17 protein-coding genes are annotated in these 15,959 nt (G+C 66.6%); 11 read left to right on the top strand and 6 right to left on the bottom strand.

All coding sequences use genetic code 11. The features are described from left to right. Positions 1–4 precede the first annotated feature (4 nt). Complete coding sequence (locus BW38_RS02955; protein ID WP_025878804.1) at positions 5–652, top strand: response regulator; 648 nt, start codon at positions 5–7, stop codon at positions 650–652. A 284-nt stretch (positions 653–936) separates the two neighbouring features. Here the strand turns inward: BW38_RS02955 and BW38_RS02960 are convergent, their stop codons facing one another. The 5 genes from BW38_RS02960 to zwf all read right to left on the bottom strand — a co-directional run bounded on the left by BW38_RS02960 (position 937) and on the right by zwf (position 6,968). Then, positions 937–1,596 (bottom strand): bifunctional 4-hydroxy-2-oxoglutarate aldolase/2-dehydro-3-deoxy-phosphogluconate aldolase, encoded by a 660-nt coding sequence (locus BW38_RS02960; RefSeq protein ID WP_032977879.1) that lies wholly within the window; start codon positions 1,594–1,596, stop codon positions 937–939. A 237-nt stretch (positions 1,597–1,833) separates the two neighbouring features. Beyond that, a complete protein-coding gene (gene edd / locus BW38_RS02965) occupies positions 1,834–3,750 on the bottom strand; it encodes a phosphogluconate dehydratase (protein WP_032977877.1) in 1,917 nt (638 codons plus the stop codon). A 58-nt stretch (positions 3,751–3,808) separates the two neighbouring features. Then, on the bottom strand, positions 3,809–4,531 hold the full coding sequence (gene pgl / locus BW38_RS02970) for a 6-phosphogluconolactonase (RefSeq protein WP_032977874.1): 723 nt from the start codon (positions 4,529–4,531) through the stop codon (positions 3,809–3,811). After that, entirely contained in the window at positions 4,528–5,535 is a 1,008-nt protein-coding gene (glk, locus tag BW38_RS02975) for a glucokinase (protein ID WP_025878808.1), read from the bottom strand. The genes pgl and glk overlap by 4 nt, the downstream gene beginning before the upstream one ends. Continuing rightward, positions 5,532–6,968 carry a glucose-6-phosphate dehydrogenase gene (gene zwf, locus BW38_RS02980; RefSeq protein WP_025878809.1) on the bottom strand — a complete coding sequence of 479 codons (1,437 nt, stop codon included), beginning with the start codon at positions 6,966–6,968 and terminating at the stop codon, positions 5,532–5,534. The genes glk and zwf overlap by 4 nt, the downstream gene beginning before the upstream one ends. A gap of 352 nt (positions 6,969–7,320) precedes the next feature. Here zwf and ugpC point away from each other — a divergent pair, with 352 nt between their 5' ends. Then, the gene (gene ugpC / locus BW38_RS02985; protein WP_032977871.1) at positions 7,321–8,403 is read left to right on the top strand and encodes a sn-glycerol-3-phosphate ABC transporter ATP-binding protein UgpC; all 1,083 of its coding nucleotides are present in this window, start codon (positions 7,321–7,323) and stop codon (positions 8,401–8,403) included. Positions 8,404–8,541: 138 nt separating this feature from the next. Here ugpC and BW38_RS02990 read toward each other — a convergent pair whose 3' ends face one another. Next, the gene (locus BW38_RS02990; RefSeq protein WP_025878811.1) at positions 8,542–9,417 is read right to left on the bottom strand and encodes a folate-binding protein YgfZ; all 876 of its coding nucleotides are present in this window, start codon (positions 9,415–9,417) and stop codon (positions 8,542–8,544) included. A gap of 39 nt (positions 9,418–9,456) precedes the next feature. Between BW38_RS02990 and BW38_RS22180 the strand changes: the two genes are divergently transcribed. From BW38_RS22180 to lolD, 9 genes are all read left to right on the top strand, one after another. Beyond that, the gene (locus tag BW38_RS22180; protein WP_080149151.1) at positions 9,457–9,630 is read left to right on the top strand and encodes a DUF1674 domain-containing protein; all 174 of its coding nucleotides are present in this window, start codon (positions 9,457–9,459) and stop codon (positions 9,628–9,630) included. Positions 9,631–9,686: 56 nt separating this feature from the next. Then, on the top strand, positions 9,687–10,079 hold the full coding sequence (gene sdhC, locus BW38_RS02995) for a succinate dehydrogenase, cytochrome b556 subunit (RefSeq protein WP_025878812.1): 393 nt from the start codon (positions 9,687–9,689) through the stop codon (positions 10,077–10,079). Further along, complete coding sequence (gene sdhD, locus BW38_RS03000) at positions 10,076–10,462, top strand: succinate dehydrogenase, hydrophobic membrane anchor protein (RefSeq protein WP_025878813.1); 387 nt, start codon at positions 10,076–10,078, stop codon at positions 10,460–10,462. Before sdhC ends, sdhD begins: the two co-directional genes overlap by 4 nt. Positions 10,463–10,493: 31 nt before the next feature. Continuing rightward, entirely contained in the window at positions 10,494–12,284 is a 1,791-nt protein-coding gene (sdhA, locus tag BW38_RS03005; protein WP_025878814.1) for a succinate dehydrogenase flavoprotein subunit, read from the top strand. A 66-nt stretch (positions 12,285–12,350) separates the two neighbouring features. Next, on the top strand, positions 12,351–13,136 hold the full coding sequence (locus BW38_RS03010) for a succinate dehydrogenase iron-sulfur subunit (protein ID WP_025878815.1): 786 nt from the start codon (positions 12,351–12,353) through the stop codon (positions 13,134–13,136). A 73-nt stretch (positions 13,137–13,209) separates the two neighbouring features. Beyond that, positions 13,210–13,458 (top strand): succinate dehydrogenase assembly factor 2, encoded by a 249-nt coding sequence (locus tag BW38_RS03015; protein WP_032977868.1) that lies wholly within the window; start codon positions 13,210–13,212, stop codon positions 13,456–13,458. Then, positions 13,409–13,858, top strand: coding sequence for a hypothetical protein (locus BW38_RS03020; RefSeq protein WP_032977865.1), 450 nt, complete (start codon positions 13,409–13,411; stop codon positions 13,856–13,858). Before BW38_RS03015 ends, BW38_RS03020 begins: the two co-directional genes overlap by 50 nt. A 23-nt stretch (positions 13,859–13,881) precedes the next feature. Further along, the gene (locus BW38_RS03025; protein ID WP_025878818.1) at positions 13,882–15,123 is read left to right on the top strand and encodes a lipoprotein-releasing ABC transporter permease subunit; all 1,242 of its coding nucleotides are present in this window, start codon (positions 13,882–13,884) and stop codon (positions 15,121–15,123) included. Then, on the top strand, positions 15,116–15,829 hold the full coding sequence (lolD, locus tag BW38_RS03030; RefSeq protein WP_032977862.1) for a lipoprotein-releasing ABC transporter ATP-binding protein LolD: 714 nt from the start codon (positions 15,116–15,118) through the stop codon (positions 15,827–15,829). The genes BW38_RS03025 and lolD overlap by 8 nt, the downstream gene beginning before the upstream one ends. Positions 15,830–15,959 lie beyond the last annotated feature (130 nt).

The following is a 15,959-nucleotide window of genomic DNA, read 5'->3' as shown; positions in this document are numbered from 1 at the left end:
GTGAATGACGATTCGAGTCTACCTGGTGGATGACCATGCGTTGGTCCGCACCGGGATGAAAATGATACTGTCGAGTGAAACCGACATTGAAGTGGTGGGCGAGGCCGAAACGGGCGAAGACGCGCTGCCCGCGATCCGCCAGCTGCAACCGGACGTGGTGCTGTGTGATCTGCACCTGCCCGGCGTGAGCGGGATGGAAGTAACCGAGCGCATCGTTCGTGGCCACCGCAGCACGCGGGTGGTGATCGTGTCGGTGCTGGAAGACGGTCCGCTGCCCAAGCGCCTGCTCGAGGCCGGCGCCGCCGGTTACATCGGCAAGGGCTGCGATGCGCAGGAACTGCTGCGTGCGGTGCGCGACGTGGCCGCCGGACGACGTTACCTGGGCACGAGCATCGCGCAGAACCTGGCGTTGTCCACCGTGGAAGGCAACGGCTCGCCGTTCGACAACCTGTCGCCGCGTGAGCTGGAAGTGGCATTGCTGCTGACCCAGGGCCTGCGCCAGGAAGATATCGCCCGTCGTCTGAGCCTGAGCGCGAAGACGGTCAACACGCACAAGGCGCGGTTGTTCGAGAAGATGGGAATCCACGACAACATCGCGTTGGCGCGGATGGCCAGCCAGTACGGGCTGGTGGATCCGGCACGGCCGCTGTAAGGGTTTCGGCCAACGGCTGAACCCCTCGCGGTGGTGGGACGGAGTTCGTGGGGTTGGCCCTGCGGAGGGATCGCGGAGGGGACGCCGTGAATCCATCCCTGGAGGCTCGGGCGCGCCATCCATGGCGCTTACGCCCCTGCGCGATCCCTCCGCAGGGCCACGGACAGGTTCCGTGTGTCGCCACCGCGGAATGAAGAAGGGAACGGAAGGAGCGGGTCGCGCGCTTTGCGCGCTTGGGGTCGGATCCCTTTCCCGGCGGGAAAGGGCTCTGACCCCGCAGTGGGTCAGTGACCGCGTACGCGCTTGACGATCTTCGCGGCCTGCGCGGCGCTTTCGCGCACCTTGTCCCACTGGCCGGCGTCGATCCAGTTGCCCGGCACCATCCACGAGCCACCGATGCAGACCACGTTCTTCTGCTCCAGGTACTCGGCGGCGGTGTTCTCGGTGATGCCACCGGTCGGGCACAGCTTGAGGTCGGCGATCGGGCCGGCTACGCCCTTGATCATCGCCAGGCCGCCCACGGCCGTGGCCGGGAACAGCTTGCACACGCGGAAACCGCGCGCGTAGAGCGCCAGCAGTTCGGTCGGCGTCGCCGCACCCGGTACCACCGGCAGCGGTGCCGCAGCCAACGCATCGGCCAGCACCGGCGGCGTGCCCGGGGTCACCAGGAAATCGGCGCCCGCATCGATCGACTGCTGCATCTGCTCCACCGTCAGCACCGTACCGGCGCCGACCACCACATCCGGCAGCTCACGCTTGAGCATCGCCAGCGCTTCCATCGCCACCGGCGTACGCAGCGTCAGCTCGATCGCCGGCAATCCGCCTTCCAGCAGCGCCGCGCTGACCGCACGTGCCTGGTCCAGCGTATGAATCGTCACCACCGGCAGGATGCCGGCCGCATGCAACAGCTCCGCCGCCCGCACCTGATGTTGTTCGATACCCATAGCTCTGCTTCTGCCTTTGCTTTCGCTCTAGTTGTGCTTTCAATGATCACTTCGCGGCGTATCGGCGCCGGAAACTGTGATGCGGCGGAGGGCAGGGCGTCGCCAGGACCGTTCGCGCCATGGATGGCGCGATCGAGCCTACAGGGATGTATTTACGGCGTGTCCTGGCGACGGCCTGCCCTTCGCCGCCCCCTGGAAACCAACCGCCGCCACATACCCGCAACGCGCTTCAATCCCTCAGGCGTCCTTCGCCTCATGCGGCGCCGCCGCCGCAGCAGCATCGTGCCCCAGCTCATACTCCGCGTCGTAGTCCCACGGCCCACCGTCAGCCGCCGCCGGACCGCACGAAATCGAGATCGCGCCCTGATCGGCCGGACCCACCACGCGCCGGTTGATCGCGAACAGGTTGCGGCCCAGGTCATTGGCGGCCGGCGCCGTATTCGGCGCATGTGTACGCGCGGCCCATTCGGCTGCGTCCACCAGCACTTCAAGCGTGCCGGCCTCACCATCCAGGCGGATGATGTCGCCCTCGCGCACCTTGCCCAGCGGACCACCGCGTGCAGCTTCCGGCGTCACGTGGATGGCGGCGGGAATCTTGCCCGACGCACCGGACAGGCGACCATCGGTGACCAGCGCCACGCGCCGACCCTGGTTCTGCAGCAGGCCCAGCAGCGGCGCCAGCGAATGCAGTTCCGGCATGCCGTTCGCGCGCGGACCCTGGTAACGCACCACCGCCACGAAATGCTCGGGCAGCAGGCCGCCGGCGTGCAGCTTGTTCAGCACCTGCGGCGCATCAACCACCACGGCCGGCGCTTCGATGGTGCGGTACTGCGGCTTCACTGCCGACAATTTGATCAGCGACTTGCCCAGGTTGCCGCGCAGCAGGCGCAGGCCGCCCTGGCTCTCGAACGGGTTGTCGACACCGCGCACCACTTCTTCATCGGCGCTGCGCTCCAGGCCCGGCAGGTACACCAGCTTGCCATCACGCAGCTGCGGCTCGCGCGCGTAGTCGGCCATGCCGCCACGGGCGACGCTGACCAGGTCGCCATGCATCAGGCCGGCCTTGATCAGTTCACCGAACACGAACGCCGGGCCACCCGCTGCAGCGAAGCGGTTCACGTCGGCCTCGCCGTTCGGATAGACGCGCGCCAGCAGCGGGATCAGCTGCGACAGCTCGTCGAAGTCGTCCCAGGTCAGCACGATGCCGGCCGCACGTGCCACCGCGATCCAGTGGATGGTGTGGTTGGTCGAGCCGCCGGTGGCCATCAGCGCGATGATCGCGTTGATGATCGCGCGCTCGTCGATGATCCGGCCCAGCGGACGGAAGTCGTCGCCCAGCGCGGTGATGTCCAGTGCGCGCTCGGTGGCTTCGCGGGTCAGTGCATCGCGCAGCGCCGTGTCCGGATTGACGAACGATGCGCCCGGCAGCTGCACGCCCATCGCTTCCAGCAGCACCTGGTTGGAATTGGCGGTGCCGTAGAAGGTGCAGGTGCCCGCGCCGTGGTAGGACCCCGATTCGGCTTCCAGCAGTTCTTCGCGGGTGGCTTCGCCGGCGGCGTAGCGCTCGCGCACTTCGGCCTTCTGCTTGTTGGGAATGCCCGGCGTCATCGGGCCTGCCGGCACGAACACCGCCGGAAGGTGGCCGAAGGCGAGGGCGCCGATCAGCAGGCCCGGCACGATCTTGTCGCACACGCCGAGGTACACGGTGGTATCGAACATGTCGTGGCTGAGCCCGATCGCGGTGGCCTGGGCAATGACATCGCGCGAGAACAGCGACAGCTCCATGCCGCCACGGCCCTGGGTGACGCCGTCGCACATCGCCGGCACAGCGCCGGCAACCTGTGCCGTCGCGCCCAGTTCGCGGGCCACCGCACGGATCTGTTCGGGATAGGTCTCGAACGGCTGGTGCGCCGACAGCATGTCGTTGTAGGCGGTGATGATGCCCAGGTTGGCCGTCACGCCGCCGCGCAGGCGGCTTTTGTCGGTGCCGCCACAGGCGGCGAAACCGTGGGCGAGGTTGCCGCAGCTGAGGCGGCTGCGGAACGGGCCATCGCGCAGGGAGGCGTCGATCGCTGCCAGATAGGCGGCGCGCGAAGCGGCGCTGCGGCGGATGACGCGCTCAGTGATGGCTTGCAGTTGCGGATGGAGGCTCATTGGCTACCGGCGTTCGAGGTGGCGAGAGGCAAGCGGCAGCAGGGCGCCGCCGCCGACATCAATCAGCCCAGTGGACGCGCAGGCGCGCGCCTTCCAGGTTGATCGCGTTGAGGATCGGATACTGCTGCGGGTCGTTGCTGTCCAATGCCTGGCGCAGCACCTGCAGCTTCTGCTTGCCGCGCAGCAGCAGCAGGCGCTGGCGGCACTGGCCGAGGCCGCGCGGGGTCAGGGTGATGCGCAGCGGCCACTGGTTGGCACCGGGGCATCCGGTGGCATCCAGCGCGGCGTACGGCAGGGTGCTTTCCAGCGCGCGGGTCAGGTCCTTCGAGCCCGGGAACAGCGAGGCGGTATGGCCGTCGTTGCCCATGCCCAGTGCGACCAGGCTTGGCGCCTGGCTGTGCTGGGCCTGCAGGTTGGCGGTGTACACGCATTCGGGCAGCGGCTTGCCGATCCGCACCAGCGGATCGAAGTGCGCACCTTCGGCACGCGTGAGCAGGTTCTCGCGCACCAGCCATGCATTGCTGTCGCGATCCTGCGGCGACAACCAGCGCTCGTCGGCCAGGCTCACTTCAACGCGGTCCCAATGCACGTCCAGCTCGGCCAGCGCCTGGTACACCGGTGCCGGCGTAGTACCGCCGGACAACAGGATGCGTGCGCGGCCCAGTTCGGTGATGTCGTGGTTGATCGCCTGGGCCATTTCGGCTGCAACCGCCTCGATCCAGCCATCGGCATCGCCGTGGTTGATGAAGTCGATACGGTCGTCCTGGAAGATGGGGGTCATGCGGCAACTCCTGGTGCGTCACGTTCGGCGTCGGCAGCATAGGCAGCGGCGCCGAGCAGTCCGGCGTGGGGATGCATCACGGCCAGCGACGGCACCCGCGCCATGATCGAAGAGAACCGGCCCTTGTGTTCGAAGCGCTGGCGGAAACCGGAGTGCTGCAATGAATCGAGCATCTTCGGAGTCAGCCCACCGGTCAGGAACACACCATCCCAGGCGCCCTGGGTCAGCACCAGATCACCGGCAATGGCGCCGAACACCGCGCAGAACACATCCACGGTACGCATCGCCTGTGGATCGCCGTGCAGGGCGCGGGCGGTCACGTCCACCGGTTGCAGTTGGCCCGGGTCGATACCCGCCATCTCGCAGATTGCGCGATGGATGTTGACCAGGCCGGGGCCGCAGATCAGCCGCTCGTTGGAGACGCGCCCGAACTGCTCGGACAGGATCTCCAGGATGCGGATCTCTTCCGGCGTTCCCGGCGGGAAGCTGACATGGCCGCCCTCGGTTTCCAGCGGGTAACAACGGCCGTGGCGAAGGATCAGGCCGCCGACGCCGAGGCCGGTACCTGGGCCAATCACTGCGTAGTTGCGCGGCTGACCCGGCTTGCCCGGAACCCAGGCGGCACCGCCGACCTGGACCACGTCATCAGGCTGCAGCAGCGAAATCGCCATCGCCTGCGCGGCGAAGTCGTTGATCAGGTGCAGTTCGTTGAAACCAAGCATCGCGGCCGTGCGGCTGCGCGAGATCACCCACGGATGGTTGGTGATCCGGGCTTCGTCACCATCGACACGACCGGCGACTGCGAACACGCCACGGCTTGCGGTGGCGCCGATCTGCTCCAGATGGTGGCGCGCGGCATCACCCAGCGACGGGAACTCCGCCACGGCGTACTCGCGGATGCTCTCTTTCAGCAGCGGGGCGTCCTGCGAGGTGTCGGCAAGGGCGAAGCGGGCATTGGTACCACCGATGTCGGCGACCAGCACGGGCTGCGAGCTGGCACTCATTCCGACGCTCCGCTATCTGGCGCATCCACGCCCTGCGGCAGGAAGTCGACCGCGTTGGCCGGGCCCCACTGGCCGGCAGGGTAGGGTTCCAGCGGCAGGTTGGCCGCCTTCCAGGCATCGGCAACGCTGTCGATCCAGGCCCAGGCGGCACGCACTTCGTCATCGCGCACGAACAGGGTGTGGTTGCCGTTGAAGGCGTCCAGGAACAGGCGCTCGTAGGCGATACGGCGATGCAGGCCGGTCGGCACCGACAGCTCCAGCTCCAGCGGCTGCAGTTCCAGCGCGCCCCATTCCGGCCCGGCCAGGCTGCTCATCAGGCCCAGTTCGATGTTCTCCTGCGGCTGCAGCTGGAACACCAGGCGGTTCGGTGCGGCCTGCGCACGCTGCGGACGCTCGAACAACCAATGCGTGACCGGCTTGAGTGTCACCACCACGCGGGTGGTGCGCTCGGGCAGGCGCTTGCCGGTGACCAGGTGGAACGGCACGCCGCTCCAGCGCCAGTTGTCGATGTGCGCGGTGACACCGGCGAAGGTCTCCACGTCGCTGCCTTCCGGCGGCTGGTAGGCCTGTGCGGGCTGGCCGTTGATGCTGCCGGCGGTATAGCGGCCGCGCACGCTGTCACGCGCGGCGTGCTTGGCATCCAGCGGGCGCAGTGCGCGCAGCACCTTGACCTTCTCATCGCGGATGCGGTCGGCTTCCAGTGACGCCGGCGGCTCCATCGCCACCATGCACAGCAGCTGCAGGATGTGGCTCTGCACCATGTCGCGCAGGGCGCCGGAGCGCGCGTAGTAGGCATCGCGGCCATCCACGCCTTCGCTTTCGGCGACCAGGATGTGCACCGATTCGATGTAATTGCGGTTCCACACCGCTTCCAGCAGCGTGTTGCCGAAGCGCAGCGCGATCAGGTTCTGTACCGCTGCCTTGCCTAGGTAGTGATCGAGGCGGAACACGCGGTCTTCGTCGATCCACTGGCCGATGGTGGTGATGATCTCCTCGGCGCTTTCGCTGTCGCTGCCGATCGGCTTCTCCAGCATCAGGCGCGCGGGTGCGGCCAGCGCGCCGCCCTTGGCCAGGCCCTCGCAGGTGGAGATGTACAGGCCCGGCGGGATCGCCAGGTAGCTCACGCAGCGGCGGTCGACCAGGTCGGACACGGCAGCGGCGACCGAGTCGACGTCGCGCAGGTCCACCGAGCGGTAGTCGATGCGGCGCAGCAGGGAGGCGATGTCCTCCTGGCTGGCCATCGGCATGGCCTGCTGCAGGCGCGGGCGCAGGATGTCATGGAAGGCTTCGGTGTCGTGGCCCGACAGGGCCAGCGCACGGATGCGGAAATCCTCCGGCAGCAGGCCGTCGCCGAGCAGGCGCAGCAGCGAAGGGAACAGGTAGCGCTGGGCCAGATCGCCTGTGGCACCAAACAGGAAGAGTGTGTCGTGCATCGCTCGAGTTTCAGATCCGGGTGACATCGTTGTCAATCGCTTCATGGCTGGGTTCGGGGGACATCCGCGCAACTGCCTGTCCGAGGCTCATCTGGATCGGTTTTCCGGCTTGCCGGAGCACCGTTCCAATCGAAACCACTACAGCGGCAACCCTTCGTTCGGTCGACGATGCAGGTCGGCGCGCACCGACTGTCGGATAGTGCCACGTGAAAACGTTTACATGGCAGAATGGGCAACTGTATTCGATTGCAGTGGTCGCCGTCATGCGGCAACCGCGCAATCATCACTGCCATCGGGAGGGCCGAGGCAGTCCCAAAAGACAGCCCGGCGTCGGGCGGACTGGATGAGTGAAATGGCAAAAGTGCAGTTGCAGGGTGTGCGCAAGGTCTACGACAACGGCCAGGTTGCAGTGAAGGACGCCACCTTCGAGGTCGCCGACGGCGAGTTGATGGTGCTGGTCGGTCCGTCGGGGTGTGGCAAGTCGACCCTGTTGCGGATGGTGGCCGGGCTGGAAGAGATCAGCGGCGGCACGTTGACCATCGGTGATCGCGTGGTCAACGACGTGGCGCCGAAGGATCGCGACATCGCGATGGTGTTCCAGAGTTACGCGCTGTATCCGCACATGACCGTGGCCGAGAATCTGGCCTTTGGCCTGAAGCTGCGCGGCCATGACAAGGCGACCATCGACAAGCGCATCAGCGAAGCCGCGCAGACGCTGGGCCTGACCGACATGATGGACAAGCTACCCAAGGCGATGTCCGGTGGCCAGCGCCAGCGCGTTGCATTGGGCCGTGCGCTGGTGCGTGAGCCGGCGGTGTTCCTGTTGGACGAGCCGCTGTCCAACCTGGATGCCAAGCTGCGCCACAGCGTGCGCACCGAGATCGCGCAGCTGCACCGCAAGCTGGGCACCACCATGATCTACGTGACCCACGATCAGGTCGAGGCGATGACCCTGGGCCAGCGCATCGTGGTGCTGAAGGACGGCATCATCCAGCAGATCGATACGCCGATGGCGCTGTACGACCGCCCGGCCAACCTGTTCGTGGCCGGCTTCCTCGGCAGCCCGGCGATGAACGTGCTGCGCGGCACGCTGCGGGGCGACGCCGGTGGCGTGACCGTGGTCGATGGCCAGTGGCGTGCTCCGCTAGGACAGGCGACGATCGATCCGGCGTGGCTGCAGAAGCCGATCGCCGTGGGCGTGCGTCCCGAGCACCTGCAGCCGGCAGGCAGCGAAGACACGCATGCGTTCACCGCGCGCATCGAAGGCATCGAGCCGGTCGGCAACGAGATCTTCGTCAACATGAGCAGCGGCCAGCACGCGCTGACCATGCGCGTGGCGCCGCAGTCGCTGCCGGGCGTGGGCGAGGACATCCGGGTGGCGATCCACCCGCAGGGCCTGCATTTCTTCAACCCGGAAACCGGCGAGCGCCTGTAACCGGTAGTGCCGGCCGCTGGCCGGCAACCTCAACCCGGCGTGGTTGCCGACCAGTGGCCGGCACTACCCATCCGGTGCGGACCAACGTTCCGCACCCGCCAGGCCAGTGGTAGCGCCGGGCCATGCCCGGCGGGCGCCTCAGCGCGCCAGGCCGTCCAGCAGCGGCATCCGCTGCGCGACCGCGTTGCCCACCTGCAGTTCGCTGTCGCCGGTCTCCAGCGGCAGCACAGCCAGTGCCAGATCGCCGGCCACGCTGGCCAGGGTGCCGAGCGCGACCCCGTCCTGCTGCACGCCATCGCCTGCCTGCGCAGGTGCAGCGGTATGCAGCAGCTGCACCGCGCGCTTGGCCTTGCCGAGGAAATGGGTGCGCGCGACGATTTCCTGGCCGGGGTAGCAGCCCTTCTTCACGCTGTAGCCGTTGAGGCGGTCCAGACCCAGCTGCTGCGGGGTCCACACCTCACGCTGGCTCTCTGCCAAGCGTGGCAGACCAAAGCGCAGGTCGGCCTGGCGCCAGGCCAGGGCGAAGGCGGCATCTTCGGCTTCGTCGCTGGCCGGGAAGGCCTCGACCGGGCCGATGCGCAGCGTACGGGGAAGTGCGTCGCTGCCCAGATCCAGCTCCCAACCCTGACTGCCGACCAGCGCGATGGCGGCGCCAGCGGCGGCTTCCGGCGCAGTAAAGGCACCGGCCACGGCCAGGTCTGCATGCACCTGCAGTTTCACTTTGCGGCGGAACACGAAGCGCTGCAGTTGCGACGCAATCGCATCGGCATCACCGTCGGCGAGCACCAGCAGCACATGGTCATCGGCCAGCCGCAGCAGCTGGAACACCGCCAGGGTGCGGCCCTTGGCGCTCAGCCACGCGCTCCACTGCCAGTGCAGCAGGGGCAGGGCGGTCACGTCGCTGCTGAACTGGGCATGGGCAAAAGCCACTGCATCCACGCCCTGCAGGCTCAGCAATTGATGGCCGGGCAGGCGCGGATATGCGACGAAAGCAGGGGGAAGGTTGTCAGGCACGTGAACGAGGTCTAAAATTTGTGCGTTGCGAGACCCATCATGATAGGCCAAACAACCCCCACTCCCGACGCCGAAGCTGAAGCCCCGCTGGTTCCCCCGGTCCCTGTGCCCGTGGAACAACCAGAGGTGGAAGAAGAATTCGGTGGCCGCGGCGGACTTGATCCGGTGCGGTATGGCGATTGGGAAAAAAACGGACGCTGCATCGATTTTTGATCAGCATTGAGCCAACGCGGCCTTATGCCGCCCAGCCGAGACAACGAGCCCAGCGAATGGCGACCAGACAACGTCCCCTTTCTCCGCACCTTCAGGTGTATCGCTGGCAGATTCAGATGGCCACCTCGATCCTGCATCGAGCCACTGGCGTCTTTCTGTCTGTTGGTGCCCTCATCATCGCCGGAGGCCTGTTGGCTCTGATGATGGGGCCCGAATCCTGGAACTGCTTCACCGGCCATGCCGGGGCCTGGTATGGCCGCGTGTTCCTGTTCGCGTGGACATGGTCGTTCGCCTATCACCTGTGCAATGGCATCCGCCATATCGTGCAGGACTTCGCGATCGGATTCCGCATTGCCACCTTCATCCGCAGCAGCTGGATGTCGGTGATCGGCAGCCTGCTGATCACCCTGGCCGTGTGGGCCTATGTGCTGTTCGGAGGTGCCGCATGAGCAAGTTCCGTACCCCGTTGAAGGGCGTGCGCGGTCTCGGTTCGGCCAAGACCGGCACCGAGCACTTCGTGCATCAGCGGCTGACCGCCGCCGCGCTGGTGGTGCTGGGCATCTGGTTCCTGGTGTTCGTGCTGGGCCTGCTGGGCTCGGATTACGTGACCGCCACCGCCGCGATCGCCAAGCCGTGGAACGCCGTTCCGCTGATCGGCCTGCTGATCGCCATGTTCTGGCATGCCCAGCTCGGCCTGCAGGTCGTGCTGGAGGACTACATCCACGAATCGCTGCTGGCCCTGGTGCTGCAGACCGCGGTGAAGTTCGTTGCCGTGCTCGGCATGATCGTCAGTGTGTTTGCGGTGGGCCGCATCGCCCTCGGCGTTGCCTGAGCCCAGGCGCCAAGACAGGAATCCAGACTAGATGTCCGCTTACAAGATTACCGAACACAAGTACGACATGGTCGTGGTGGGCGCCGGCGGCGCCGGCCTGCGTGCCACGTTCGGCCTGGCCGCCAAGGGCCTGCAGACCGTGTGCCTGACCAAGGTCTTCCCGACCCGTTCGCACACCGTTGCCGCCCAGGGCGGTATCTCCGCTGCGCTCGGCAACATGGGCGAGGACGACTGGCGTTACCACTTCTTCGACACCATCAAGGGTTCGGACTGGCTGGGCGACCAGGACGCCATCGAGTACATGTGCCGTGAAGCGATTCCGGCGATCATCGAGCTCGAGCACTACGGCGTGCCGTTCAGCCGCACCGCCGAAGGCAAGATCTACCAGCGTCCGTTCGGTGGCATGACCACCCAGTACGGCGAAGGCCCGGCGGCGCAGCGTACCTGCGCGGCGGCCGACCGTACCGGCCACGCGATGCTGCACACGCTGTACCAGCAGTCGCTGAAGCACGACGCACGCTTCATGATCGAGTACTTCGCACTCGACCTGATCTTCGATGACGAAGGCGCCTGCCGTGGTGTGCTGGCGCTGGACATGTCCGACGGCACGCTGCACCTGTTCCGCGCCCAGGGCGTGGTGCTGGCCACCGGCGGCTACGGCCGCGCCTACTTCAGCGCCACCTCGGCGCACACCTGCACCGGCGACGGTGGCGGCCTGGCCATGCGCGCCGGCATCGCCATGCAGGACATGGAGTTCGTGCAGTTCCATCCGACCGGCATCTACGGCGCCGGCTGCCTGATCACCGAGGGTGTCCGCGGTGAAGGCGGCATCCTGCGCAACAGCAGCGGCGAGCGCTTCATGGAGCGTTACGCACCGCACTACAAGGACCTGGCTTCGCGCGACGTGGTCAGCCGTTCGATGACCATCGAGATCCGCGAAGGCCGTGGCGTGGGCGAGCACAAGGACCACATCCTGCTCGACCTGACCCACCTCGGCCCGGGCGTGATCGACGACAAGCTGCCGGGCATCGCCGAGAGCGCGCGCATCTTCGCCGGCGTCGACGTGCACAAGCAGCCGATCCCGGTGATTCCGACCGTGCACTACAACATGGGCGGCATCCCGACCAACTACCACGGTGAAGTGGTGCGCAAGGACGGCGAGAACCCCGATGCGGTCGTGCCGGGCCTGTACGCCATCGGCGAAGCGGCCTGCGTTTCGGTGCACGGTGCCAACCGCCTGGGTTCGAATTCGCTGCTGGACCTGGTGGTGTTCGGGCGTGCGGTGGCCAACCGTTGCGCGGCGACGATCACCCCGGGCGCGGCGCACAAGACCCTGCCGGCCGACGCCTGCGACAAGGCGCTGGGCCTGCTGGACAAGCTGCGTCACGCCAACGGCGATACCCCGACTTCGGTCATCCGCGATCGCATGCAGCGCACCATGCAGGCCGACGCGGCGGTCTTCCGTACCAGCCAGACGCTGAAGGAAGGCTGCGAGAAGATGGACAAGATCTTCGACTCGTTCCAGGACGTGAAGGTCTCCGACCGTTCGCTGGTCTGGAACTCGGACCTGATCGAGACCTACGAGCTGAACAACCTGCTGCTGAATGCAGTGGCGACGATCAACTCGGCCGAGCAGCGCAAGGAAAGCCGCGGCGCACACGCGCACGAGGACTTCCCGGACCGCGACGACGTCAATTGGCAGAAGCACACCCTGGTCAGCGTGGACGAGAAGGGCAAGTGCAGCTTCGACTACCGTCCGGTGCACATGTACACGTTGACTGATGACGTGTCCGTGGTGCCGCCGAAGCCGCGCGTGTACTGATCCGACCCCGCCTAACATGCAATCCGCGCCCCCGGGCGCGGGCCGCCTGAGCCAACGAGAGCAGCCATGGCCGAGTTTTCACTCCCCAAGAATTCCAAGATCACGAAGGGCAAGCACTTCCCCGCCAAGACCGGCGGCAAGAACGTGCGCACCTTCAAGATCTACCGCTGGAGTCCGGACGACGACAGCAATCCGCGCACCGACACCTATGACGTCGATCTGGACGCCTGCGGCCCGATGGTCCTGGACGCGCTGATCAAGATCAAGAACGAGATCGACCCGACCCTGACCTTCCGCCGCTCGTGCCGCGAAGGCATCTGTGGTTCGTGCGCGATGAACATCGACGGCACCAACACCCTGGCCTGCACCCGAGCCATCTCGGACTGCGGCAAGAAGGAAGTGCCGATCTACCCGCTGCCGCACATGAACGTGGTCAAGGATCTGGTTCCGGACCTGACCCACTTCTACGCGCAGTACGCCTCGATCAAGCCGTGGATCCGCACCCAGACCCCGGCACCGCCGGACCGTGAGCGTCTGCAGTCGCCGGAAGACCGCAAGAAGCTCGATGGTCTGTACGAGTGCATCCTGTGCGCGTGCTGCTCGACCAGCTGCCCGAGCTACTGGTGGAACGGCGAGCGTTACCTGGGCCCGGCGATCCTGCTGCAGGCCTACCGCTGGATCATCGATTCGCGCGACGAGGACACCGGTGCGCGCCTGGACGATCTGGAAGATCCGTTCAAGCTGTACCGCTGCCACACCATCATGAACTGCGCCCGGACCTGTCCGAAGGGCCTGAACCCGGCGCTGGCGATCGCCGAGATCAAGAAGCTGATGATGGAACGCCGCGCCTGATACGGTGCCGGGTAGTTGCATGACCCCAGCAGAGCCACGCCATGCGTGGCTTTGCTGTATCTGGAGAAACACAATGGATGAAGAAGTCCTGCTGAAGAAGCTGCGCTGGCGTTGCCGGCGCGGCATGCGCGAACTGGACCAGTTGTTCGGTCGCTACCTGGACCGCGAATGGAGCAGTGCGCCGACCGAAGACCGCGAGGTTTTCCTGTTCCTGCTCGATTGCGAGGACGATAAGTTGTGGCGCTGGTTCATGGGCTACGAGGCCTGCCCGCATGCACACGCCGTCCCCCTCATGCACAGGATCCTCGCCCTCAAGCCTTGAGTGGCGCCCGTCGCGGCTGCAGGCCGGCGCCCAGCTGGCGGTACTGCTGGCCGCACCGTGGCTGCTGCATGCTTCGGATCTGCCATCCGCGCATCTGCTTCCGGCGTTGATCGGGGTCTGGGCGCTTGGCCTGGCTGAGCTGGCCTGGCGCCTGCGGCGGCGCCCTGTCGTGCTGCAGTTGCCGCCCCTGCCAGAGCTGCTGCGGCTGGACGGCGGCGATATTGCCGAGCCGCGGCTGGTGGTGCGCGGGCCCTGGCTGCTGCTGCACTGGCGCGAGGGCTGGCGTCGCAGGCGCCTGTTGTTCTGGCCGGACGTGCTTGATCGCGCACAACGACGTGAACTGCGACTGGCCGTGGCCGCACGAAGCGTTTCCCGTCGGCCCCGGTCGGTGGCACCATAGGCTGAATCGACTGGCGTGCCTGCATGTTCAAACCCATTCCCGTGGCCATTGGCCTGCGCTATCTGCGCGCCAAGCGCCGCAACGGCTTCATCTCCTTCATTTCGATGGCATCGATCCTGGGCATCGCGCTCGGGGTGACGGTGCTGATCACCACATTGGCGGTCATGAGCGGTTTCCAGAAGGAAATCCGCAGCCGCCTGCTGCAGATGACCGCGCACACCACCATCAGCCGCGACGGCGAACCGATGCCGGACTGGATGCGCGTGGTCGATGTGGCCAACAAGGATCCGCGCGTGGCCGGTGCTGCGCCGTATATCGAGATCCAGTCGATGATCAGCGGCCCGCGCGTGCAGGGTGCGATCATCCAGGGCATCGACCCGGCACTGGAACCGAAGGTGTCGGTGATCGACAAGAAGGTCACCAAGGGCAGCTACGGCAGCCTGACCCCGGGCAGCTTCAACCTGTTGCTGGGCAAGGAACTGGCCGTCTGGCTGGGCGTGGACGTCGGTGACCAGGTGCTGGTGACCTTCGCGGAAGTGCAGGGCACGCCAGCGGGCGCGGTGCCGCGGATGAAGCGCTTCACCGTCAGCGGCATCTTCGAGGCCGGTTACAACGAGGTCGATCGCGGTGTGGGTTTTGCCAACATGAAAGACCTGGAGCGCGTACTGCGTTCCGATGGCGCCACCGGCGTGCGCCTGAAACTGCATGACATGGACCGCTCGCTGGAGGTGGGCGTGGACCTGGCGCAGAACCTCGGCGGTGCCTATCGGGTCAGCGACTGGACCCAGCAGAACGCCAACCTGTACCACTCGCTGCGCATGGAAAAAGTGGTGATGGGCATCCTGCTCTCGCTGATCATCGCCATGGGCGCGTTCAACCTGGTGTCCTCGCAGGTGATGCTGGTGACCGACAAGCAGGCCGACATCGCGATCCTGCGCACCCTCGGCCTGACCCCGGGCGGGGTGATGCAGGTGTTCATGGTGCAGGGCTCGCTGATCGGCATCTTCGGCACCCTTGCCGGCCTGATCGGCGGCATCACCCTGACCTTGAACCTGGAACGCATCCTCGGCGCCATCGAGTCGGTGTTCAACGTCAAGCTGCTGCCGGAGGATGTGTACTACATCACCGGCCTGCCGACCGACATGCAGACCAGCGACATCGTGGTGATCACCCTGGTCGCGCTGCTGATGAGCTTCCTGGCCACTCTGTATCCCGCCTGGCGGGCAGCACGCACCCAGCCGGCGGAGGCCCTGCGCTATGAATAAGGTCTTCAACCGCGGCGATGAAGTGATCCGTGCCGAAGGGCTGGGCAAGACCTACGCCGAAGGGCGCATGCAGACACCGGTGTTCGACGGGCTGGACCTGACGGTGACTGCAGGTGAGACGGTTGCGATCATCGGTGCCTCCGGTGCCGGCAAGAGCACGCTGCTGCACCTGCTGGGCGGGCTGGATACGCCGACTGCGGGCGAGGTCTATGTCACCGGCCAGCGCATGTCGGCGCTGTCGGACACCTCGCGCGGCCTGCTGCGCAACCAGGCGCTGGGTTTCGTCTATCAGTTCCACCACCTGCTGCCGGAATTCACCGCGCTGGAAAACGTGATGATGCCGGTGATGCTGGCCGGTACCGCGGTGGCCGAGGCCAGCACGCGTGCGACTGCGCTGCTGGAATCGGTCGGCCTCGGCCATCGCCTGGACCACAAGCCCGGCGAACTGTCCGGTGGCGAACGCCAGCGTGCTGCGGTGGCGCGCGCGTTGGTCAATCACCCGGCCTGCGTGCTGGGCGACGAGCCGACCGGCAACCTGGATGACCGCACCGCTGCGACCGTGTTCGAGCTGATGCTGGAGCTCAACCGTGCGCGGCATACCAGCCTGGTGCTGGTGACCCATGACCGCTCGCTGGCACGGCGTCTGGACCGGGTGCTGGAGCTGCGCGAAGGGCGCCTGCACGCGCTGGCCCACGCCGACGTCTGAGCGGCCGGGCAAGCGCCAACCAAGGTTGGCGACTACCGGATTCGATGCAGGGCCTGAACCAGGCTGCCGGCCGTTGCGCCGGCACCACCCCGGCGGGTGCATGATCGGCACAGTTCCCCCGTGGAGATGG

Origin of the sequence: Stenotrophomonas sp. RIT309 (assembly GCF_000632045.1) — a bacterium.
Classification (GTDB): domain Bacteria; phylum Pseudomonadota; class Gammaproteobacteria; order Xanthomonadales; family Xanthomonadaceae; genus Stenotrophomonas; species Stenotrophomonas indicatrix.
Note: the sequence above shows the minus strand (reverse complement) of the source record. Positions and strands in the feature narration are given on the sequence as shown.

Excerpts from the sequence above, each read along its gene's own strand:
- BW38_RS02955 (WP_025878804.1), top strand. The coding sequence starts at position 5 with ATGACGATTCGAGTCTACCTGGTGGATGACCATGCGTTGGTCCGCACC.
- BW38_RS02960 (WP_032977879.1), bottom strand. The coding sequence starts at position 1,596 with ATGGGTATCGAACAACATCAGGTGCGGGCGGCGGAGCTGTTGCATGCG.
- edd (WP_032977877.1), bottom strand. The coding sequence starts at position 3,750 with ATGAGCCTCCATCCGCAACTGCAAGCCATCACTGAGCGCGTCATCCGC.
- pgl (WP_032977874.1), bottom strand. The coding sequence starts at position 4,531 with ATGACCCCCATCTTCCAGGACGACCGTATCGACTTCATCAACCACGGC.
- glk (WP_025878808.1), bottom strand. The coding sequence starts at position 5,535 with ATGAGTGCCAGCTCGCAGCCCGTGCTGGTCGCCGACATCGGTGGTACC.
- zwf (WP_025878809.1), bottom strand. The coding sequence starts at position 6,968 with ATGCACGACACACTCTTCCTGTTTGGTGCCACAGGCGATCTGGCCCAG.
- ugpC (WP_032977871.1), top strand. The coding sequence starts at position 7,321 with ATGGCAAAAGTGCAGTTGCAGGGTGTGCGCAAGGTCTACGACAACGGC.
- BW38_RS22180 (WP_080149151.1), top strand. The coding sequence starts at position 9,457 with ATGATAGGCCAAACAACCCCCACTCCCGACGCCGAAGCTGAAGCCCCG.
- sdhC (WP_025878812.1), top strand. The coding sequence starts at position 9,687 with ATGGCGACCAGACAACGTCCCCTTTCTCCGCACCTTCAGGTGTATCGC.
- sdhD (WP_025878813.1), top strand. The coding sequence starts at position 10,076 with ATGAGCAAGTTCCGTACCCCGTTGAAGGGCGTGCGCGGTCTCGGTTCG.
- sdhA (WP_025878814.1), top strand. The coding sequence starts at position 10,494 with ATGTCCGCTTACAAGATTACCGAACACAAGTACGACATGGTCGTGGTG.
- BW38_RS03010 (WP_025878815.1), top strand. The coding sequence starts at position 12,351 with ATGGCCGAGTTTTCACTCCCCAAGAATTCCAAGATCACGAAGGGCAAG.
- BW38_RS03015 (WP_032977868.1), top strand. The coding sequence starts at position 13,210 with ATGGATGAAGAAGTCCTGCTGAAGAAGCTGCGCTGGCGTTGCCGGCGC.
- BW38_RS03020 (WP_032977865.1), top strand. The coding sequence starts at position 13,409 with ATGCACACGCCGTCCCCCTCATGCACAGGATCCTCGCCCTCAAGCCTT.
- BW38_RS03025 (WP_025878818.1), top strand. The coding sequence starts at position 13,882 with ATGTTCAAACCCATTCCCGTGGCCATTGGCCTGCGCTATCTGCGCGCC.
- lolD (WP_032977862.1), top strand. The coding sequence starts at position 15,116 with ATGAATAAGGTCTTCAACCGCGGCGATGAAGTGATCCGTGCCGAAGGG.